This window comes from Roseateles sp. Mitsp63 (assembly GCF_059491535.1).
Window position 1 is genome coordinate 5,876,410 of sequence record NZ_CP168509.1, and the last position, 20,765, is coordinate 5,897,174.

Below are 20,765 nucleotides of genomic sequence, written 5' to 3' on the forward strand. Positions count from 1 at the left end.
CCGCCGTGTCCATCGCTCCTCCGCCCACCCGTCCACTGTCCGATCTGAAGAAGACCGGCCAGAAGGCGCTGACCGCCTACCGCCCGTTCTGGGCCAAGCGCTTCGGCCCCGCGCCCTTCCTGCCGATGTCCCGCGAGGAAATGACCCAGCTGGGCTGGGACAGCTGCGACATCATCATCGTCAGCGGGGACGCCTACGTGGACCACCCCAGCTTCGGCATGGCGGTGATCGGGCGCACGCTGGAGGCGCAGGGATTCCGGGTCGGGATCATCGCGCAGCCGGACTGGAACTCGGCGGATCCGTTCCGGGCCCTGGGCAAGCCGAACCTGTTCTTCGGCGTGGCGGCCGGCAACATGGATTCGATGATCAACCACTACACGGCCGACCGGAAGATCCGCTCGGACGACGCCTACACGCCGGGCGGCGCGGCGGGCAAGCGGCCGGACCGCGCGACGCTGGTCTACACGCAGCGCTGCAAGGAGGCGTTCAAGGACGTGCCGGTGATCATCGGCGGCATCGAGGCCTCGCTGCGGCGCATCGCGCATTACGACTACTGGCAGGACAAGGTCCGGCGCTCGATCCTGGTGGACTCCAAGGCCGACCTGCTCGTCTACGGCAACGCCGAGCGCGCGATCATCGAGATCGCCCACCGCCTGGCGCAGAAGAAGCCCATCGAATCGATCACCGACGTGCGCGGCACCGCCTTCATGCGCCGGCCCGACGACGCATCGCTGGACGGCTGGTTCGAGATCGATTCCACCGAGGTCGACGCGCCCGGCAGGATCGATGCGCTGCTCAGCCCCTACATGACGACCGAGGAAGCGGCCGCCGACCAGGGCACGGACTGCTCGAAGCAGCAGGCGCAGGCCGCTGGCGCGGACGGCGCCGCCGCCAGCGCCTCCGCGACCGCGCCGGCCGGCATGCCGGAGATCAAGCCGATCAAGATCGTCCGCCAGACGCTGGCCAGGAACGGCAGCGACGGCCGCGCGCTGGTGACGCCGCGCGACCGCACCGTGATCCGGCTGCCCGCCTACGAGCAGGTCAGGAGCGATCCGGTCCTCTACGCCCACGCCAACCGCGTGCTGCACCTGGAGACCAACCCGGGCAACGCCCGCGCGCTGGTGCAGCGGCATTCGTCGGGCGGCGTCGACCGCGACGTCTGGCTGAATCCGCCCCCCATCCCGCTGACGACGGTCGAGATGGACCACGTCTTCGACCTGCCCTACGCGCGCAGCCCGCATCCGGTCTATGCCGACGAGAACGGCAGCCACGACCACGGCACCAAGATCCCGGCGTGGGAAATGATCCGCTTCAGCGTGAACATCATGCGGGGCTGCTTCGGCGGCTGCACCTTCTGCTCGATCACCGAGCACGAGGGCCGCGTGATCCAGAGCCGCAGCGAGGACTCGATCATTCGCGAGATCGAGGACATCCGCGACAAGGTCAAGGGCTTCACCGGGATCATCTCGGACCTGGGCGGCCCGACGGCCAACATGTGGCACATCGGCTGCAAGAGCCCCGAGATCGAGGCCGCCTGCCGCAAGCCGAGCTGCGTCTACCCGGGCATCTGCCCGAACCTGCACACCGACCATGGCCCGCTGATCAAGCTGTACCGCCGCGCGCGGGCGCTGCGCGGGGTGAAGAAGATCCTGATCGGCTCGGGCCTGCGCTACGACCTGGCGATCGAGTCACCCGAGTACATCCAGGAGCTGGTGACGCACCACGTCGGCGGCTACCTGAAGATCGCGCCGGAGCACACCGAGGGCGGCCCGCTGTCCAAGATGATGAAGCCGGGCATCGGCACCTATGACCGCTTCAAGCAGCTGTTCGAGCAGGCCAGCGCGGCGGCCGGCAAGAAGCAGTTCCTGATCCCCTACTTCATCGCGGCGCATCCGGGCACGGCCGACGAGGACATGATGAACCTGGCGCTCTGGCTCAAGCGCAACGGCTTCCGCGCCGACCAGGTGCAGACCTTCTACCCGAGCCCGATGGCGACGGCCACGGCGATGTACCACTCGGGCAAGAACCCGCTGAAGAAGGTCACGCGCGACAGCGAGCCGGTCGACATCGTCAAGGGCGAGCGCCGCCGGCGCCTGCACAAGGCCTTCCTGCGCTACCACGACCCCAACAACTGGCCGCTGCTGCGCGAGGCGCTCAAGGAGATGGGCCGCGCCGACCTGATCGGCAACGGCAAGCATCACCTGATCCCGACCTTCCAGCCGGCGACCGATGGCGGCTACGAATCGGCGCGGCGCAAGAACTCGACGCAGGCCGGCCAGAAGGTCGCGCCGAACAAGCCGCGCTCGGGCCAGGTGCTGACGCAGCACACCGGGCTGCCGCCGCGTGTCACCGGCGCCAAGCCGGCGCCGCGCGGCAAGCCGGCCGCCAAGCGCGGTCAGCGCTGAGCGCCGGGACCGGGACCGGGGCCGGCCTTCGGGGCCGGGGCCTCGGCCGCCGCCGGCTTCACCCACTGCCACACTTTCCAGCCCAGGCTGATCCAGGCCCACAGCCGCGCGATGCGGCCGGGCGGACTGTCCGCCGCCTCCGGGCCGCGCCGCCGGAAGGCCCGCGTCAGTCCGGCCAGGCCGCCGGCCGCGGCCAGCGCCGCCACCGTGCGCCACAACCGCGGCAGGCTGCCCGCCAGGCGCCACAGCGCGTGACCGCGCTCGGCCCATTGCATCGGGCGCTCCAGCGCCCGCAGCTCGTTCACCAGTCCGATCCGCAACTCCGCGCTGCGCAGCTGCAGTTCGAGCTGGCGCAGCTTCAGCCGCTGCCCGGCCTCGCCCCACATCACGGCTGGTCCTCCGGATCGGGCCGGATCGCGCGCTGATCCCGCGCCAGTTCCGCGACGCTCGCCGCGAAGGGCCGGCCGGTCATCAGCTGCCGCTTGGCCCATTGCCACGAGAACAGCGCCCCGGCCAGGAAGGCCGCGCCCAACCCCGCGCCCAGGGGGGCGCGCCAGTCGTCGGGCACCCACAACAGCAGCGCGACGACCAGCATCAGCAGCGCCGCCACGCCCAGCAGCAGGGCCAGCAGCAGCGCGGTCAGCGCGCCGAACAGCCGCAGCAGCTCCGCCTGCAGCTCCACGCCCAGCAATTCCAGCCTCACCCGGGCCAGTTCCAGCGCCCGCTCGGCGAGGCGCCGCAGGCGCTCCGTCAGCCCCGGATCGCGTGATTCCATCGCCTGTTTCCCTCTCTGTGCCGGTCCCCCCGGAGTGCGGAAGCTATCACTGAATCGGGGGAAACGAGGGCGTTCTTTGTCCATTCCGGCCTCAGGCCTTGGGCTACAGTGCGGTAACGCCTGGTTTCGCGCGCCGCGCGCGGCCGGGCCTGACAAGGTCCATTCAATGCCTGATCGCCAGCACACGCCGCATTCCGCCGTCGTCGAGGACGACGACCTGCTGCAGTTCCTGGACGACCCCGAGCATGCGCTGCTGGACGACCCGTCCCCGCGCCAGCCCTGGCGGGTGTTGATCGTCGACGACGACAGCGACGTCCACAAGGCCACCGAACTCGCCATGCAGGGGCTGCAGGTGGAAGGGCAGCCGCTGGTCTTCCTCCACGCCAAGTCCGCCGCCGAGGCCCGTTCCCTGCTCGGCCACGAGCCCGACATCGCCGTCGTGCTGCTGGACGTGGTCATGGAGTCCGACGACGCCGGCCTGCAGCTGGTGCGCCATATCCGCGAGGAACTGCGCCTGCGCGCCGTGCGCATCGTGCTGCGCACCGGACAGCCGGGCTACGCGCCGGAGATCGAGACGGTCCAGACCTACGACATCAACGACTACAAGACCAAGTCGGAGCTGACCCGCACGCGGCTGTACACGGTGCTGACGGCCGCGATCCGCTCCTACCGGCAGATCCGCGCGCTGGAGGCGAACCGCCAGGGCCTGGAGATGATCGTCGAGGCCAGCACCGAGCTCGGCCGGCAGCATGGCCTGCACCGCTTCGCCGAAGGCGTGGTGACGCAGCTGTGCGCGCTGCTGGGCACGCTGCCCGAGGGCCTGGTCTGCGTGCAGACTCACAACGACGCCACCGGCGAGGCCCGCGTCATCGCGGCCGCCGGCCAGTACAGCTCGCTGATCAACCGGCCGCTGCGCGCCGTGCCGGTCGGCAAGGTGCGCGACCTGCTGGCCCGCTGCCTGGGCGCCGGCCACAACCTGCACGAGCACGGCTGCACCGTCCTGTACTTCGGGCTGCCCAGCGGCCGCTCGATGGCGGCGCTGGTCGAGGTGCCGCGCGAGCTCGACGAGCTCGACCGCCAGCTGCTGCGCGCGTTCTGCTCCAACATCGCCGTCGGCTTCGAGAACGTCATGCTCTACACGCAGCTGACGGACCAGGCCTACAACGACCCGCTGCTGCAACTGCCCAACCGCACCCGCTTCATCGAGGTGCTCGAGCACAACCTCAAGACGCCCGAGGGCATCACGCTCGCGCTGATCGACCTGGACGACTTCGCCGACGTCAACGACGCCTTCGGCCACCGCTTCGGCGACCAGGTGCTGCAGGCGGTGTCGCAGCGGCTGGCGCAGCGCCTGGGCTTGAACACCGCGATGGCGCGGATCTCGTCGAACGCGTTCGGGCTGCTGGGCCCTGACGAGATGGTCAACGGCCAGCGCATCGCCCTGGTCTTCGAGGATCCCTTCACCGTCGCCGGCGAACGGCTGCAGCTCTCGGCCACCACCGGCCTGGTGCGGCTGGCGCAGTCGCGCGCGCTGGGCTCGGAGCTGCTGCTCGACGCTCAGATCGCGCTCAAGCGCGCCAAGGCCGGCAACCGCGGCGCATCGCAGTACTTCTCGCCGGAGATGGGCGTCGACGCCCGCGAGCGCTTCAAGCTGCTCAAGGGCCTGCGCGCGAGCTTCGAGGAACGGCGGCTGTTCGTCGTCTACCAGCCACAGGTGGAGCTGGCCACGCATCGCGTCATCGGCGCCGAGGCGCTGCTGCGCTGGCGCACCGCCGATGGCAAGTTCGTGCCGCCGGACCAGTTCATCCCGCTGGCGGAGCAGTCCGGCCTGATCGTGCCGATCGGCGAATTCGTGCTGAGGACCGCCTGCCACCAGGTGCGCCAATTGCGCGACTCGGGCTACGCGGACTTCCGCGTGGCGGTGAACATCTCGCTGGCGCAGTTCCGCCATCCGGCCTTCATCGACACGGTGCGCCGCGCGCTGGCCGACGCCGAGGTGCCCGGCGCCGCGCTGGAGCTGGAGATCACCGAATCGATGGCGATGGAGGAGGTCTCGGCCGTGCTGCGCGTGCTCGCGGAGATCCGCGGCACTGGCGCCTCGGTCGCGATCGACGACTTCGGCACCGGCTTCTCGTCGCTGAGCCAGCTGCGGCGGCTGGACGTCGAGCGGCTCAAGATCGACCGCGCGTTCGTGCGCGAGGCGCAGAGCTCCGCCGCCGGCGCGACGATCGCGCAGATGGTGGTGAACCTGGGATGCAGCCTCGGCATGCGGGTCGTGGCCGAAGGCATCGAGACCGAGGAGCAGCGCCAGCATCTGCTGGCGCTGGGTTGCCACGAGGGCCAGGGCTGGCTGTTCGCCAAGCCGATGCCGGGTGAGGAACTCGAGCGCTGGCTGGGTGAGCCCAAGTCCTGGACGTCCGCGTCCACCGCCACGGCTCCGTCGCCGGCGCCCTGTGCGACGCCCTGCGCGGCGGGCGCCTCGCCGGCCAGCGGCGCGCGGTGACCGGAGGCGGCGCGGGCGCCGCCTCCGACCGGTCCAAGCCGCTCAGCGGCGGCTGATCAGCAGGCCCAGCAGCAGGCCGACCCCGGCGGCCACGCCGATCGACTGCCAGGGGTTGTCATGCACATAGTCGTCGGTCGCCTTGCTGGCGGCCTTGGCGCGCTCGACCGCGGCGGACTGGAAATCGCCCAGGCTGGTCTTGGCGCGATCCAGCGTCGACTGCACGCGGGCCCGCAGCTCGGAAGCGCCGGCGCTGGTCTGGTCGGCGGTGGCGCGCAACAGCGACTCGGCATCCGTCACCACCTGGTGCAGATCGGACAGCAGGCGATCGGAGGGAGAGGTCTTGGCCATGAGCAGTACTCCTTTTTCGATGGGTGATCAAAAGCGCATCGGCGCGGAACGAAGTCCGGTTGTACGTCTGTCGAGCAACGTCCGGCAAGTCGACCCCTTGGGTGTCCGACCGCGACGCGCGGGTTTGCCGATACGCGAACCTTGAACGCCTTCCGGGCACATGGCGTGCCCGTCGATGCGCCCCGGCCCTCGCCAGCGGGCGCTTCAACCGGACGATCCGTCATCGTCGCCGCAAACGGTGTAGTGGCGCACCAGGAAATAGCTGGTGCGATCTTCCCCTTCGACGATCAAGACCTGACCCTCCAGCGCCTCCAGCTCCGGATCCCGGAAGGGATTGCCGCCCGCCCGCCGCAGCGGGACGCGGCGCCCGCCCGGCAGGGCCAGCAGGGTGCCGACACGGTCGCTCTTGCTCCCGGTGGACAGGCGCTCGCAGGCGACCCGGCCGCGCAGCCGCGCGGCGGACGGGGCCGAAGCGCCAGGGCCGCCAGGACCGCCCGGCGCAGGAGGATCAGCGGGCATGCATGCGTCTCACGTGGAGCAGCCGGCCGCCCTGCTCGGTGGCGACCAGCGAGAGGGGCCGCAGCGTCGCATCGGCCGCCGGCAGGCTCGCGGTGTAGACGTGGACGACACGCCGGTCGGGCGCGCCCACGATGTCGTAGCTGGTGCGCTGACAGTCGGCTGGCGTCAGGCCGGACTCGCGCAGCATCGGCGTCACGGCCTGGGTCACGGCCGCGGCGGGCTTGGCGTCGGTGGCCTTCAGCCGCGGCAGCGAGCGGGCCAGATTGCGCCCTTCCCGCTGCAGCCGCTCACGGCGCAGGCCGCGCACGCCGCGGTCCTGCACCGCCGCGAAGGCCCGCTTGAACGCCTTGGTCTTCGTCAGCGCGTGGCCGGCGAAAGTGACCGGCTGCAGCGACGGATCGCCCAGCAGGTAGAACTGCGCCAGCGTCTTCAGGTCGACCGGATCCAGGTGCGTGCGGGCGCCGGCGAACTGCTGGCGCGCCTCCAGCAGCGCGCGGCCGCTCGAGGCGCCGGCCAGCACGCGCTGCAGGAAGAACTGACAGAGCAGGTCCGCCGAGCCGTTGCCGGCGCTGGGCCCGTAGGCGATCGTCGTGCTGCCGACGAAGGCGGCCGCGCCGTCGGCCAGGTAGCGCACCGAGATCGGCCACTCGCCCGAGTCCGCCAGCGACGGATCGAAGACCTGGGCGCCGTAGCAGCACTCGGCCGCGACGACCGAGCCCGGCGTGACGCGGCCCTTGACGCCGGCGGAGGTCATCGCCTCGGGGAAGTCCTCGCCATGCTGGCCGTAGTAGGAGGTGTCGTGCTCCGCGCCATGGCAATTGATGAAGTGCATGCGCGGCGCCAGCTCCGCCTTGGTCCAGCCCGGGCCGTCCGGCGGCGACAGGTGCAGCGGGTTCGCGGGCCCGAAGGTGTTGTCCAGGCTCTGCCGCGTCGAGGCCTGCCAGACCTCGGCCGAAAGACCGAAGCTGGTGTCGAAGTCGCGGCGGTCGCGCGACTCGTGCCCGGCGGCGGCCTTGATCAGTTGCAGCAGCAGGTCGGGCTTCTTGGCGCCCGGCAGGTCCGGGAGCCGGCCGATGACGCGCGTCGGACCGAGGAAGCGGTTCGGGTCGGTGCTGTAGGCGGCCTCGCAGGCATAGGGCAGGTCGCTGGGCACGTGGGCGTCGCCGTCGGACGGCGCGGGATTCTTCAGCGCGACCATCGGCAGCACGTCCGGCCCGCCGAGCAGCACGACATAGTGCGGCTGGCGCGCCTTGGCCAGCGCGTCGATCGCCGCCTTCAGCGAGCGCGCATCCGGCCTGGCCGGCACCGCCGGTGCGCGCAAGGGCTTCATCTCGGAGGCGAGGTCCACGGCGACCAGCGTCGTGTCGATGCCACGCTTCTTGTCCTGCCGCACCAGCTTCGCGAGGGCGGCGTCGATCTTCTTCAGCGCCGCGGCGCCGTACTTCGTGCGCAGCGCGCCGCGATGGATGACCACCAGCTTGTCCATGAACGCCTCCCTGTCGTGAATGCCCGCTCTCACGGGAAGCGGACGATTGTGCGCAGCCGCGTGGCGCGCGGCAACGTACGGATTGGGGAGGGCCATGGCGGACTGTCATCAAGTCTGAACAGCGGCTCCGCAACATCCGGACCGCCATGCAAACTTCCGTTACACCTCCCCGCAAGACCGAGCTCGCGCGTCAATTGCTGGCGCCGGGGCAGCGGCAGCTGCCGGGCGCGCTGCGCGCCCTGCTGATCACCGTCGACGGCAAGCGGGACGCCGACGAACTGCGCCGCCTCGGCCGCGGGCTGGGACTGGGCGAGGACAGCCTCAAGCAGCTGGCCGACCAGGGCCTGATCGAGCTCCCCAAGACCGTGGACGCGGACGAGGCGCGTGAGGTCCTCGCCATCGCCCGCGCCGCGCAGGAGCGCGCGAAGCGGCTGGTGTCGACGAAGTTCTTCGCGCTCGACCTGGTGACGCGGATGCTCGCCGGCCGCGAAGGCGAGCTGCGCGACCTGGTGCGCCAGGCCGACACCGAGAGCCGCTTCATGGAATGGGTGGACCTGTGCTGCGAGCGCATCGAGGCGCAGTCGGACCTCGAGCGCGCGGGCAAGTTCCGCGACAGCGTCGAGCGGACGCTGGCGGCCGGCTGAGCGCCCGGGGCCCCGCACGGCCTCACCCGAACATCCGCTGCTGCTCATGCCGCAGCGCGAGCAGGCGGTCGGAGAGCTGGAGCTTTTCCTCGGCCCTGCGGCGCGCGGAATCGGACATCCGCGCGATCAGCGCCTCGAGTTGATCGGCATTGCCGATGTTCTCGAACGCCCTGAGCTTGTTGACGAAGACCGCCGACTTCTTCCGGCGCGCCAGCATCTCGAGGATGTTGGCCAGCGTGCCGGTGCTGCGCGCATCCCAGACCATCAGGCCGTAGTCGGCGACTTCCGCCATGCGGCGGTCCTTCGCGGCGAAGAAGGCGCGCGAGCCGCGCGCATGCGGCGACGCCACCGCGCCGACCGGCCAGCCGCCGAGGTTCTGGCGCGGCGTGTCGCCGGCGCAGTAGACGGTGACGCGCGTGGCGCCGATCGCGAGCAGATGGCGCTGCGCGGCGGCGTCGACGCCCTCGGCGTCGCCGATGACGATGTCGAAGCCCTGCTGGACGACGCGCCCGATGCGGTCCAGGACCTCGCGGTCCAGGCGCTTGAGGCCGATCGATCCGGCGATGAAGACGGTGGTCATCGAGGCGTTCTTCCTTACTTCCAGGTCAGCGCGGCGACATACAGGTGGTTGACCTTGCGGTACTTGCGCAGCAGCAGGCTGGCCACTTCCATCGTGGCGCCGCTGTCGTAGAGGTCGTCGATCAGCAGCGCGTTCCACAGGCCCTGGTTGCGGATCTCGTCATGCAGCGTGAAGGTGCCGGCGAGGGCCTGCATTTTCTCTTCGCGCGTGGGCAGGTCCTTCAATGGCCGCGACAGTGAGGTCTTGAGCAGCAGGCGTTCGAAGACGGGGATGCGCATCTGCAGCGCCAGCGCGCGGGCCACGGCGGCGACCGGCTGCCAGGGCCGCACGCGCGAGGCGGGCATCGGCACGATGAAGCCGACCGGCCCGAAGCGCGGCATCACGTGCGTCTGCAGCGCGCGGGCGAGCGGCTCGGCCTGCTGGCGCTCGCCGCGGTACTTGAGGCGGAAGACGGCCTCGCCGACCTCGGTGCGGGTGTTGTCGAAGCGGGGAACGCCCTCGCTGTCGTCGCCCAGGAAGACGCTGTTGAGCATGTGCTTGTCCAGCACGTAGCCGGCGGTCCACGGACCGTCGATCTGTCGCAGGGAAACCTTCATCGCCACGCCTTTCGATGGTGGAAAGACGTCTTGGTCGAGGTGCCGCGAACGGACGGTTCGAGATGCACTCGTCACGTGGCCGCTGGACGGGCGCTGGCGATCGCGCGGCGCCCGCGGCGGCTGGAGCGATGACGGGAAGTCAGGCTTGCGGGCGGGCGGGGCCGGCGCCTATGCTGAAGGCTTGCTCGTTCCGAGCCTGAGCCCTGTCAAGGAGCTGCGATGAAACCCACCCCCGCCGGCTGGCCGCGACTGTCCAGCGCCGTGTTCTACGACAGCGCCGCGAAGGCGATCCCGTGGCTGTGCGAGGCCTTCGGGTTCGAGGTGCAGCTGCGGGTGGATGGCGAGGACGGCTCGGTCGCCCACAGCCAGCTGGTCTACGGCGAGGCGCTGATCATGGTCAGCGAGGGTGGCGAGGGGAAGCGCTCGCAGCGCTTCGGCATTCCGCTGCGCAGCCCGCTGGCGGTGGGCGGTGCGAACACGCAGAGCCTGATGATCTACGTCGACGATGCCCAGGCGCATTGCGAGCACGCCCGCAAGGCGGGCGCGCGCATCGTGCATGAGCCCAAGATCGAGGACTACGGGCCCGAGTACTGGGCCGACAAGAACTACGGCGCGCTCGATCTGGACGGCCACCTGTGGTGGTTCGTGGAGCGGGTCAGGGGCTGAGTGGGATAAGGCCCCGCCCTGCTCCGCCTGGGCAAGGCAGGCGCCTCAGCCCTTGCGCTTGGCCAGGATCGCGCGGCCGACGCGCGAGACCGGCGGGCGGCCCAGCACGCCCGAGATGAACGCGCCCGCGTCGACCAGCTTGTCCAGATCGATGCCGGTCTCGATGCCCAGGCCGTTCAGCATGAACACCACGTCCTCGGTCGCGACGTTGCCGGTCGCGCCCTTGGCGTACGGGCAGCCGCCCAGACCCGCGACGCTCGCGTCGAAGGTGTGGATGCCCATCTCCAGGCAGGCGTAGATGTTGGTCAGCGCCTGGCCGTAGGTGTCGTGGAAATGGCCGCTGACCTCGACCAGCGGATAGTGCCTGAGCGCCCGCTCCATCGCCGCCTGCACCTTGCGCGGCGTGCCGACGCCGATGGTGTCGGCCACGCCGAGGTGATCGACACCGATGTCCTTCATCAGCTTCACGACGCGCTCGACCTCGTCGGCCGAGACGTCGCCCTGGTACGGGCAGCCGACCGCGCACGACAGCGCGCCGCGGACCTTGATGCCGGCCTCGTGGGCCGCGGCCACGACCGGGGCGAAGCGCTCGATGCTCTCGGCGATCGAGCAGTTGATGTTCTTCTGCGAGAAGGCTTCCGATGCGGCGGCGAAGACGACCACCTCATCAGGGCGCGTCGGCAGCGCGCCTTCCAGGCCCTTCATGTTGGGCACCAGCACGCTGTGCCGCACGCCGGGGCGGCGCTCGATGGCGGCCATCACGGCGGTGTTGTCCGCCATCTGCGGCACCCACTTGGGCGAGACGAAGCTGGTGACCTCGATCTCCTTGAGACCGGCGTCCTGCAGCATCGCCACCAGCTTGGCCTTGTCGGCGGTGCCGACGCTTTCCTTCTCGTTCTGCAGGCCGTCGCGCGGACCAACGTCGACGAGCGTGACTCGTGTGGGCAATGCGGTCATGGCTGATTCCTTCAGCTATCGGATTCGACAAGATCGGCGGCATCGCCGACCGAGGTTTGCAACGCTCCCACCCTCTCCCCTGCCCTCTCCCGCCCTGCGGGAGAGGGAGTTCAAGGGCTCCGCGCCGCTGGTGTTACTCCCTCGCCCCGCTTCGCGGGGAGAGGGTGGGGGAGAGGGGTCTTCAGGCTGCCTGCAGCCGCAGCAGCTCGGCGCCGTCGCCGACCTGATCGCCGACCGCGAACAGCAACTCCGCCACGACGCCGTCGCGCGGCGCGGTGATCGTGTGTTCCATCTTCATCGCCTCCATCACCGCGAGCGGCTGCCCCTTGGTGACGCTCTCGCCCGCCTGCGCCAGGAAGGCCACCAGTTTGCCGGGCATAGGCGCGGTGAGCCGGCCGGCTTCCGATCCCCCCTCGCCCGCGTGGGCGATGACGTCGACCTCGGTCACCAGCGCCGATCCATGCGCCCCGAACACCGCCACCTGCTCGCCGACCTTGTAGGTCGACACCACGACGCGCCGCTCGTTCAGATGGAGCTCATGCCGCTCCGGCGAGGCCGAACGCACCGCCAGCGCGATCGGCTCGCGGCCCGCATCGCCAGGCAGCCTCAACGACAGGCTGCCGTGATGGTGTCGCGACAGCAGCACCTGGTGATGCACGCCATCGACCTCCAGCTCGAAGCGCCGCTGCGCCGCGCCGAACAGGCGCCAGCCGTCGCGGCGGCTCCAGGGATCGGCCGACTCCGTCGCCGCCTCTTCCGCCAGCGTGTGCGCGACCACGGCCGCCGCGGCCTCCGCGAGCGCCAGTCCCGGCTGGCCGAACAGCGCCGCCTTCTCGCGCTCGATCAGCGCCGTGTCCAGGTCCGCCTTCGCGAACGAGTCGGTCGCCGCGCAGCGCCGCAGGAACGCGACGTTGGTGTGCAGCCCCACGATGTGCGTGTCGCGCAGCGACGCGTCCAGCAGCGCCAGCGCCTGCTCGCGCGTCTCGCCCCAGACGATCAGCTTGGCGATCATCGAGTCATAGAAGGGGCTGATCTCATCGCCCTCGCCCACGCCGGAATCGATCCGCACCGGCGCGGTCTCGAACGCCGCGTGCTCCGGCCAGCGCGCCACCGACAGGCGGCCCGTCGCCGGCAGGAAGCCGCCTTCCGGGTTCTCGGCGCAGAGGCGGGCCTCGATCGCATGCCCGTGCATGCGCAGCTCGTGCTGCTTCAGCGGCAGCGGCTCGCCGGCGGCCACGCGCAGTTGCCACTCGACCAGATCCTGGCCCGTGATCGCTTCCGTCACCGGATGCTCGACCTGCAGCCGCGTGTTCATTTCCATGAAGTAGAACCGGCCGTCCTGCTCCGCGATGAACTCGACCGTGCCGGCGCCCTGGTAGCCGACCGCCTTCGCGGCCGCGACCGCGGCGGCGCCCATCTCGGCGCGGCGTTCGGCCGTCATGCCGGGCGCGGGCGCCTCCTCCAGCACCTTCTGATGGCGGCGCTGCACCGAGCAATCGCGCTCGAACAGATGGACGCAATCACCGTGGCTGTCGCCGAAGACCTGGATCTCGATGTGGCGCGGACGCTGGACGTAGCGCTCGATCAGCACCGCGTCGTCGCCGAAGCTGTTGATCGCCTCGCGCTTGCAGGACGCCAGCGCGGCCTCGAATTCCTCCTCCGCGTGCACCGCGCGCATGCCCTTGCCGCCGCCGCCCGCGCTCGCCTTGATCAGCACCGGATAGCCGATGCGCCTGGCCTCGCGGCGCAGGAGTTCCGGGTCCTGGTCGGCACCGTGATAGCCCGGCACCAGCGGCACGCCGGCCCGTTCCATCAGGCGCTTCGACTCCGCCTTCAAGCCCATCGCCTGGATCGCCGCCGGCGGCGGGCCGATGAACACGAGGCCCGCGTCCGCGCAGGCCTGCGCGAACTCCTCGTTCTCGCTCAGGAAGCCGTAGCCCGGGTGGACGGCCTGCGCGCCCGTCGCCTTGGCGGCCTCCAGGATGCGCTGCCACTGCAGATAGCTGTCACGCGGCGCGGGGCCGCCGATGCGCACGGCCTCGTCGCAGGCGCGCACGTGGCGCGCGTTCGCGTCGGCATCGGAATAGACGGCCACCGTCTTGACGCCCAGGCGCCGGGCGGTGGCCGCCACGCGGCAGGCGATTTCGCCGCGGTTGGCGATCAGGATCTTCTTGAACACGGGTGTCTCCTCATGCTGTCAGGTCCTCGGCGCGGCGCGGCTTGTGGCCGCTGGCGCCGGGTGCGCTCGAATGGCGCGGAAAGGCGCGATCAGTGGCGGTGGCCGCAGGACGCCGCGGCGCCCTCGCCCGCCGGCGCGCAGCCCGCGGCGCGATCGCCGTCGGCATCGGCGCTCAGCTCGGCCTCGGTCGCGCAGTGCATGCCCAGGCGCTCGATCAGCTGGCGGTCCTTCTCGGCCTGCGGATTGCTGGTCGTGAGCAGCTTGTCGCCGTAGAACATGCTGTTCGCGCCGGCCAGGAAGCACAGCGACTGCATGGTCTCGGGCATCTCCTCGCGGCCGGCGGACAGGCGCACCATCGCGCGCGGCATCGTGATGCGGGCCACCGCGATCGTGCGGATGAACTCGAACGGATCCAGCGCGGCCGTGCCCGCCAGCGGCGTGCCCTCGACCTGCACCAGGTTGTTGATGGGCACCGACTCCGGATACGGATCCAGGTTGGCCAGCTGCGCGATCAGGCCGGCGCGCTGGCGGCGGGTCTCGCCCATGCCGACGATGCCGCCCGAGCACACCTTCAGCCCCACGCCGCGCACGCGCTCCAGCGTGTCCAGGCGGTCCTGGTAGGTGCGGGTCGTGATGATCTGGCCGTAGAACTCGGGCGAGGTGTCCAGGTTGTGGTTGTAGTAGTCCAGGCCCGCCTCGCGCAGCTGCTCGGCCTGGCCGTCGCCCAGCATGCCGGCCGTCAGGCAGGTCTCCAGACCCAGCGCCTTGACCTCGGTGATCATCTCGCCGATGGCCTCCAGGTGGCGCTCCTTGGGCGAGCGCCACGCGGCGCCCATGCAGAAGCGGGTCGCGCCATTGGCCTTGGCGGCGCGGGCGGCTTCCATCACTTCCTCCAGCGGGATCAGCTTCTCGGCCTTCAGTCCGGTGTCGAAGTGGGCCGACTGCGGGCAGTACTTGCAGTCCTCCTCGCAGCCGCCGGTCTTGATCGACAGCAGCGTCGAGAGCTGCACCGCGTTCGGGTCGAAGTGCTCGCGATGCACCTGCTGCGCGCGGAACAGCAGGTCGTTGAACGGGAGCTCGAACAGCGCGGCGATCTCGTTCACCGTCCAGGGGGTGGCGTTGCGGCGCTGCTCATCGGTGGTCGGGGTCAGCGTCTGGATCTGGTTGACGGTCTGCTTCATCGTCATGCTTTCAAGGCGTTCAGCAGCAGCGGCTGCTGCAGGTGCGCGGCCACGGCCGCGGGGGAGGGATCGGTGAGCCGGGGCACGTGGCCCCAGCAGGGCGCGCCCAGGGCCTCGTCGAGGCCGGCGCGCAAGGCGGCCAGATTGTCCGCCACATGGGGTTGATGGGGATCGGCCGTGTTGGCCACCCAGCCGGCCAGGCGCAGTCCGCGCGCCAGGATGGCCTCGGCCGTGAGCAGCGCGTGGTTGATGCAGCCCAGCCGCAGGCCGACGACCAGCACCACCGGCATCGCCAGGTCGACGGCCAGGCCGGCCGTGTCCCAGGTGCCGGTCAGCGGCACGCGGAAGCCGCCGACGCCCTCGATCAGCGCGAGGTCGCCCTTGGACGCCGAGCGCCGGATCGCCGCGAGCAGCGCATCGCGGTCGATCGCGCGGCCCTCCAGCCTGGCCGCGATGTGCGGGGCGCAGGGCTCGCGGAACTGCAGCGGGCCGACCTCGTCCATCGTCATGCCCTGGCGCTGCGCGGCATGCAGCAGCGCGACGTCCTCGTTGATCCAGACGCCCTCGGCGTTCCGGACCTGGCCGGCGGCCAGCGACTTGACCGGCGTCGTATAGCGGCCGATGGCGTCGAAGGCGTAGGTCAGGCCGGCGGTGATGCAGGTCTTGCCGATCTCGGTGTCGGTGCCGGTGATGAAGAAGCCGTGGAGCGGATGCGGCGAGCTCATGCGCAGGCCTCCAGCGCGGCCAACAGACGGTCGACATCCGCTTCGGCGTGCGTCGCGCACAGCGTGATGCGCAGCCGCGCCTCGCCCTTGGGCACGGTCGGCGGGCGGATGCCCGGGACGCGCAAGCCCTCGCGCTCGAGCGCCGCGGCCAGCGCCATCACTTCGGCGTTGCCGCCGACGATCAGCGGCTGGATCGCCGTCTCCGAGTCGGCCAGCTTCCAGGTCAGCGCCGGATGCCGGTCGAGCAGCGCCGCGATGCCCGAGCGCAGCCGCGCCTGCAGCGCGCGCAGCGCGGCGCGGCGCTGGTCGCCGGTGTCGCCGCGGATCAGCGCGAGGCTGGTCAGCAGCGCATGCTCCACCGCCGGCGGCGAGGCCGTCGAGAAGATGTAGTTGCGCGCGGCCTGCAGCAGGTAATCCGCGATGGTGGGATGGGCGGCGACGAAGGCGCCCGCCAGCCCCGCCGCCTTGCCCAGCGTGCCGACCAGGATCAGTCGCTCGCTGCGCAGCTGGAAGTGCTCGAGCGCGCCGACGCCGGTTGCGCCGAGCACGCCCAGGCCATGGGCGTCGTCGACGATCAGCCAGGCGTCGAAATCCTCGGCCGCCCGCAGCAGCGCCGGCAGCGGCGCGATGTCGCCATCCATGCTGAACACCGCGTCCGTGACGATCAGTTTGACGCGCGCCGTGCTCGCGGCCAGCAGTGCGCGCAGCGCCTCGACGTCGCAATGCCCGTAGCGCGTCACCGTCGCCTTGGCCAGGCGCGTGCCGTCGATCAGCGAGGCGTGGTTCAGCGTCTCGCTGAAGATCTCCGCGTCGCCGTCGCCGAGCGCGGTCACCACCGCCAGGTTGGCCATGTAGCCGGTGCAGAAGCCGATCGCCTTGGCGCCGGGGATGTGCGGCTCGAACCAGCGGCCCAGCAGCGCCTCGACCTCGTGATGCGCGCGCGAATGGCCGCTGACCAGCGGCGACGCGCCGGAGCCGCCGCCGTAGATCCGCGCCCCTTCGGCGAGCGCCTCGGCCACGGCCGGATGCGAGGCCAGGCCCAGGTAGTCGTTCGAGCAGAACATCGTCAGCTCGCGTGCGACACCGTCGGCGCCACGCACGGTCTGGCGCGGCGCGGTGCCGGTCTCGGCGATGCGGGTGAAGCGCGTCAGGTCCTGCGCGCGGATCGCGTCGAGCTTGGCCTGCAGATGATCAAGCAGCATGGACCACCTCCTCGAGCGTCGCGGCCACCGCCGCCGCGAGGAAGCGCGCGGCGGCTTCGTCGATCAGGTAGGGTGGCATCAGGTAGACCGTCTGTCCGATCGGCCGGATCAGCAGCTCGTGCTTGCGCGCGGCGAGATGGAACTTCTCGGCGAAGCGCTCGACCGGCACGGTCGTCGCCGGATCGATGTCGAAGGCCAGGATCATGCCGCGCTGACGCAGGTGCGTGACGCGCGGATCGGCCGCCAGCGGCGCGAAGGCCGCGGTCAGCCACGCGGCCTGCTGCTGGTTGCGCTCGAGCTGGCCCGCGTCGAAGCGGTCCAGCACCGCGTTCGCCGCGGCGCAGGCCAGCGGGTTGCCGGTGTAGCTGTGCGAGTGCAGGAAGCCGCGCGTCACGTCCTGCGACCAGAACGCCTCATAGACCTCGTCGGTGGTCAGCACCAGCGACAGCGCCATCGTGCCGCCGGTGATGCCCTTGGACAGCAGCAGGAAGTCGGGCCACTCGGCCTTCGACGCCGGCGCGGTCTGCTCCCACGCGAAGAAGGTGCCGGTGCGGCCGCAGCCGACCGCGATCTCGTCGGCGATCAGGTGCACGCCGAATTCGGAGCACAGCGCGCGCAGCGCCTTCAGATAGGACGGCGCATGCATCGACATGCCGGCCGCGCCCTGCACCAGCGGCTCGACGATGACGGCGGCGATGTGCTCATGCCGGCCGGCGAGCAGCGCGCGCATCTCGTCGAGCGCCTGCGCCTCGTTGCCCAGGCGCTGGTCGGGCGAGGCCACGATGTGGCTGCGCATCAGCAGCGGGTCGTAGGCGTCGCGGAAGATCGCGACGTCGGTGACCGCGAGCGCGCCGATGGTCTCGCCGTGATAGCCGTTGCGCAGGCAGACGAACTCGCGCTTGTCCGCGCGGCCCCGGTTGCGCCAGCTGTGGAAGCTCTGCTTGAGCGCGATCTCGACCGCCGAGGCGCCGTCGCTGCCGAAGAACAGGTGGCCCAGCGCGCCGCCGGTGCGCGCGGACAGGCGCTCGGCCAGCCGCACGGCCGGCTCGTGCGTGCAGCCGGCCAGCATCACGTGCGGCAGCGTGTCGAGCTGGCGCTTGATCGCGTCGTTGAGGACCGGGTCGGCGTGGCCGAACAGGTTGACCCACCACGAGCTGTTGGCGTCGAAATAGCGGCGGCCCTCGTGGTCGATCAGCCAGGGGCCCTCGCCGCGGGCGATCGGCAGCGGCGGCACGTCCTGCGCGCGCGCCATCTGCGTGCACGGGTGCCAGACCGCCGCGAGGCTGCGGCGTTGCCAGTCTTGTCGTACTGCTTCAGACATTCGGATTACTGCTTGCGGGAAACATCATCGCGGCGGCCGTTCAGGCGCCGCGTCAGGCCAGCCACGAGGGCCTGCCCTTGGAGAGGAAACTCTGCACGCCCTCGCGGCCCTCGTCGCTGGCGCGGATGTCGGCGATGCGGCGCGCGGTGTCGTCGCGCAGCGCCTCGGTGACCGGCGCGTGCGCCACGTCCTGGACCAGCCGCTTGCAGGCGCGCACGGCCATCGGGCCGTTGGCCAGCAGCGCGGCGGTCAGCGCCTCAACCTTGGCATCGAGCGCCTGGACATCGGCCGCCAGTTCATGGACCAGCCCGAGGCGGTGCGCCTCGGCGGCGGAGAAGCGCTCCGCCGTCACGAAGTAGCGGCGCGAGGCCTGCTCGCCGAGCGCGCGCACGACATAGGGCCCGATCGTCGCGGGCAGCAGGCCCAGCTTGGCCTCGGACAGGCAGAAGCCGGCGGACTCGGCCGCGACGACGATGTCGCACACCGCCACCAGGCCCACGCCACCGGCATAGACATCGCCCTGCACGCGCGCGATCACGGGCACCGGGCAGCGGTAGAGCGTCCACAGCATGTGGGCGAGGCGGCCGGCGTCGGCATGGTTCTCGTCCCAGCTGTAGCCGGCCATCGCCTTCATCCAGTTCAGGTCGGCGCCGGCGCAGAAGGCCTTGCCCTCGGCGGCCAGCACGATCGCGCGCAACGATGCGTCGCGGCCCAGCGCCTCGAACACCGCCGTCAGCTCGCCGATGACGGTGTCGTTGAAGGCGTTGCGCACATCGGGGCGGTTGAGCGTGACGCGGGCGATCGCGCCGCCGGGACCGGAGCGCTCGACGCGCAGCGCCGCCGGGGTGGGGAAATCAATGGAGGTCATGGCTTGCTCCAGACGACGGTCTGGTTGACGGCATAGAGGTGGCAGCGCTCCTGGCTGCCGGTGTAGCGGTCGCAGAACGCGAGCGCGCGCGACTGGGCGTCGTCGCCGGTGGCCCAGCCCCAGCTGCGCCCATTGGTGGCGAAGGCGCGCGGCTCCTTGGACGCGAGGAACTTGCGATAGCCATCGGCGATCCGCGCGCCGGGCAGCGCGTCCAGGTCGTCGACCGCGACCTGACCGCCGCCCGGATACGGCAGCGCGCCCGGCACGTCGAAGCCCAGCGGCTTCAGGAATGCATCGACCATCGGCTGCCAGACGTCGTTGCCCTGGATGAAGAGCTGGTGGCCGTCGTCGGAGAACGGCGGCATCGGACGGAGCTCGGCGCGGCCGCCGCCGGCGCGGTAGGCCTCGGCCCATTCCTGCTGATGGCGCGGCGAGAAGTAGCGGTCGTTGGCGGCGAAGAACCACAGCGTGGGCACCGGCCGGCCGGTCGCCGAGGCGCGGGTGCCGAATTCGCGGTACAGGCGCTCGAGCTCCTCGGGCCGGCAGGGCTCGCCGGGGTGCGCGTCCGGGCTGCCGCCATGGCCGCCGGCGAAGTTGATCGCGGCGACCTGGCCGTCGATGCGCGCGGCGGTGGCGGCGATCGTCGCGAAACCGCCGACGGACTGGCCGACCAGCACGACCTGGCGCGCGTCGATGTCCGCGGTCGACGCCATGAAGCGCACGACGGCCTCGATCTCGGCGGCCGCCGCCGCGGCGGCGCTGGCGTAGCGCGGCGAATCGCAGCGCACGTTGGTCTCCGGATCGCCCAGGCGCGCCAGCTCGCCGTAGCCCAATCGCAGCGGCACCGCGACCGCGAAACCCTTGCGGACGAAGTAGCGGGCCGCGGACTCGAAGCGCTGGCGCTTGTACTCGGCGCGTGTCTTGGCGTTGCGGCCGTGGCTGATCACGGCGAGCGGGAACGGACCGGGCCCGGGCGGACGGAAGGTCGTGACGATCAGGTCGCCGCTGACGGTCGAGCCGAAGGCGTCCTTCACCGACACGGGCACGCGCACGACCGCCTCGCGGATGTCCACGGCGAGCTGGTCGGGCACGGGCGCCTTCGATTCGTCGGCCGGCACGGGCGCCGGCGCCGAGGCCTGCGCGAATGACGGCCCGGGCATCGCGCCCGCCAGGGCGGCGATCAAGCCGGCGGCCGTGATCAGCGTCGACAGCGCGGATTTCATGCCCCTGCCCCCTCTCCCGCGGCCGGCACCGGGCCCAGCGCCTTGCGCATGAGCACGCTGCGGTAGGTCTTGCCGGCCCATTGCACGCCGCCGATCAGCGCATAGCCGCGGCGCTCGTAGCGGCGGCGCAGCGCCTCGGCGGGCACGGCCGTGTCGAGCGCCACGTGCGCGTAGCCCTGCGCGTGCGCCCAGGCTTCGGCCGTGTCCATCAGTTGCTCGGCGATGCCCTGGCCGCGGCAGGACGGATGCACCGCCAGTTGCGCCAGGATCGCCGTGTCGGGCTGCGTGTAGCAGTCCGGCACCGGATCGCCCAGATAGCGCCCATCGGCCCGCTTGGGCGGCGCGACGGTCACCGTGCCCACCAGCTCACCCGAGGCGCTCAGCGCGACGAAGGCCTGGCCAGCCTCGACCCGCTCGCGCGTCGTCTGCACGCTCTGGTCCACCGCCGTGAAGTTCCACCCCTGCGCCGCCAGCGACGCATAGGACGCGTGCAGCAACGCGGTCAGGGCTTCGATGGAATCGGTGGCGGCGATCGGGCGGAGGGTGATGGTCATCGTCGACAGGCGGAGAAGGAGGGCTCGGTGGCG

20 protein-coding genes are annotated in these 20,765 nt (G+C 71.1%); 4 read left to right on the forward strand and 16 right to left on the reverse strand.

What is annotated here, in order from left to right; all coding sequences use genetic code 11:
* The first annotated feature begins 5 nt into the window (after positions 1-5).
* A complete protein-coding gene (locus tag ACEN96_RS25465; protein WP_495585805.1) occupies positions 6-2,405 on the forward strand; it encodes a YgiQ family radical SAM protein in 2,400 nt (799 codons plus the stop codon).
* On the opposite strand, the gene ACEN96_RS25470 is transcribed toward ACEN96_RS25465, so the two are convergent.
* Together ACEN96_RS25470 and ACEN96_RS25475 are read right to left on the reverse strand one after the other, a co-directional pair.
* Positions 2,396-2,791 (reverse strand): hypothetical protein, encoded by a 396-nt coding sequence (locus ACEN96_RS25470; protein ID WP_495585806.1) that lies wholly within the window; start codon positions 2,789-2,791, stop codon positions 2,396-2,398. The genes ACEN96_RS25465 and ACEN96_RS25470 overlap by 10 nt on opposite strands.
* Positions 2,791-3,180 (reverse strand): phage holin family protein, encoded by a 390-nt coding sequence (locus ACEN96_RS25475; RefSeq protein ID WP_495585807.1) that lies wholly within the window; start codon positions 3,178-3,180, stop codon positions 2,791-2,793. Before ACEN96_RS25475 ends, ACEN96_RS25470 begins: the two co-directional genes overlap by 1 nt.
* Positions 3,181-3,346: 166 nt before the next feature.
* Here ACEN96_RS25475 and ACEN96_RS25480 point away from each other — a divergent pair, with 166 nt between their 5' ends.
* Entirely contained in the window at positions 3,347-5,683 is a 2,337-nt protein-coding gene (locus tag ACEN96_RS25480) for a putative bifunctional diguanylate cyclase/phosphodiesterase (RefSeq protein WP_495585808.1), read from the forward strand.
* Positions 5,684-5,725: 42 nt separating this feature from the next.
* Here the strand turns inward: ACEN96_RS25480 and ACEN96_RS25485 are convergent, their stop codons facing one another.
* From ACEN96_RS25485 to ACEN96_RS25495, 3 genes are all read right to left on the reverse strand, one after another.
* Positions 5,726-6,031 carry an ElaB/YgaM/YqjD family protein gene (locus ACEN96_RS25485; RefSeq protein WP_343642018.1) on the reverse strand — a complete coding sequence of 102 codons (306 nt, stop codon included), beginning with the start codon at positions 6,029-6,031 and terminating at the stop codon, positions 5,726-5,728.
* Positions 6,032-6,235: 204 nt separating this feature from the next.
* The gene (locus ACEN96_RS25490; protein ID WP_495585809.1) at positions 6,236-6,550 is read right to left on the reverse strand and encodes a hypothetical protein; all 315 of its coding nucleotides are present in this window, start codon (positions 6,548-6,550) and stop codon (positions 6,236-6,238) included.
* Entirely contained in the window at positions 6,540-8,036 is a 1,497-nt protein-coding gene (locus ACEN96_RS25495) for a C25 family cysteine peptidase (RefSeq protein ID WP_495585810.1), read from the reverse strand. Before ACEN96_RS25495 ends, ACEN96_RS25490 begins: the two co-directional genes overlap by 11 nt.
* Positions 8,037-8,182: 146 nt before the next feature.
* On the opposite strand from ACEN96_RS25495, the gene ACEN96_RS25500 reads away from it, so the two are divergent.
* Positions 8,183-8,680, forward strand: a complete 498-nt coding sequence (locus ACEN96_RS25500) for a hypothetical protein (protein WP_495585811.1) — start codon at positions 8,183-8,185, stop codon at positions 8,678-8,680.
* A 22-nt stretch (positions 8,681-8,702) separates the two neighbouring features.
* On the opposite strand, the gene ACEN96_RS25505 is transcribed toward ACEN96_RS25500, so the two are convergent.
* Complete coding sequence (locus tag ACEN96_RS25505) at positions 8,703-9,260, reverse strand: hypothetical protein (RefSeq protein WP_495585812.1); 558 nt, start codon at positions 9,258-9,260, stop codon at positions 8,703-8,705.
* Between the two features lie 14 nt (positions 9,261-9,274).
* Positions 9,275-9,856 carry a ComF family protein gene (locus ACEN96_RS25510; RefSeq protein WP_495585813.1) on the reverse strand — a complete coding sequence of 194 codons (582 nt, stop codon included), beginning with the start codon at positions 9,854-9,856 and terminating at the stop codon, positions 9,275-9,277.
* A 219-nt stretch (positions 9,857-10,075) separates the two neighbouring features.
* Here ACEN96_RS25510 and ACEN96_RS25515 point away from each other — a divergent pair, with 219 nt between their 5' ends.
* Complete coding sequence (locus ACEN96_RS25515; protein ID WP_495585814.1) at positions 10,076-10,522, forward strand: VOC family protein; 447 nt, start codon at positions 10,076-10,078, stop codon at positions 10,520-10,522.
* 45 nt (positions 10,523-10,567) lie between these two features.
* On the opposite strand, the gene ACEN96_RS25520 is transcribed toward ACEN96_RS25515, so the two are convergent.
* From ACEN96_RS25520 to ACEN96_RS25560, 9 genes are all read right to left on the reverse strand, one after another.
* A complete protein-coding gene (locus ACEN96_RS25520) occupies positions 10,568-11,479 on the reverse strand; it encodes a hydroxymethylglutaryl-CoA lyase (RefSeq protein ID WP_495585815.1) in 912 nt (303 codons plus the stop codon).
* A 181-nt stretch (positions 11,480-11,660) separates the two neighbouring features.
* A complete protein-coding gene (locus ACEN96_RS25525; protein ID WP_495585816.1) occupies positions 11,661-13,658 on the reverse strand; it encodes an acetyl/propionyl/methylcrotonyl-CoA carboxylase subunit alpha in 1,998 nt (665 codons plus the stop codon).
* Between the two features lie 89 nt (positions 13,659-13,747).
* Positions 13,748-14,839, reverse strand: a complete 1,092-nt coding sequence (gene bioB / locus ACEN96_RS25530) for a biotin synthase BioB (RefSeq protein ID WP_495585817.1) — start codon at positions 14,837-14,839, stop codon at positions 13,748-13,750.
* A gap of 2 nt (positions 14,840-14,841) precedes the next feature.
* Positions 14,842-15,564, reverse strand: coding sequence for a dethiobiotin synthase (gene bioD, locus ACEN96_RS25535; RefSeq protein ID WP_495585818.1), 723 nt, complete (start codon positions 15,562-15,564; stop codon positions 14,842-14,844).
* Complete coding sequence (locus ACEN96_RS25540) at positions 15,561-16,766, reverse strand: aminotransferase class I/II-fold pyridoxal phosphate-dependent enzyme (protein ID WP_495585819.1); 1,206 nt, start codon at positions 16,764-16,766, stop codon at positions 15,561-15,563. Before ACEN96_RS25540 ends, bioD begins: the two co-directional genes overlap by 4 nt.
* Entirely contained in the window at positions 16,756-18,087 is a 1,332-nt protein-coding gene (gene bioA / locus ACEN96_RS25545) for an adenosylmethionine--8-amino-7-oxononanoate transaminase (protein WP_495585820.1), read from the reverse strand. Before bioA ends, ACEN96_RS25540 begins: the two co-directional genes overlap by 11 nt.
* 52 nt (positions 18,088-18,139) lie before the next feature.
* Positions 18,140-18,955 (reverse strand): enoyl-CoA hydratase/isomerase family protein, encoded by an 816-nt coding sequence (locus tag ACEN96_RS25550; RefSeq protein WP_495585821.1) that lies wholly within the window; start codon positions 18,953-18,955, stop codon positions 18,140-18,142.
* On the reverse strand, positions 18,952-20,178 hold the full coding sequence (locus ACEN96_RS25555; protein ID WP_495585822.1) for an alpha/beta hydrolase: 1,227 nt from the start codon (positions 20,176-20,178) through the stop codon (positions 18,952-18,954). The genes ACEN96_RS25550 and ACEN96_RS25555 overlap by 4 nt, the downstream gene beginning before the upstream one ends.
* Entirely contained in the window at positions 20,175-20,732 is a 558-nt protein-coding gene (locus ACEN96_RS25560; RefSeq protein ID WP_495585823.1) for a GNAT family N-acetyltransferase, read from the reverse strand. The genes ACEN96_RS25555 and ACEN96_RS25560 overlap by 4 nt, the downstream gene beginning before the upstream one ends.
* Positions 20,733-20,765: the final 33 nt, after the last annotated feature.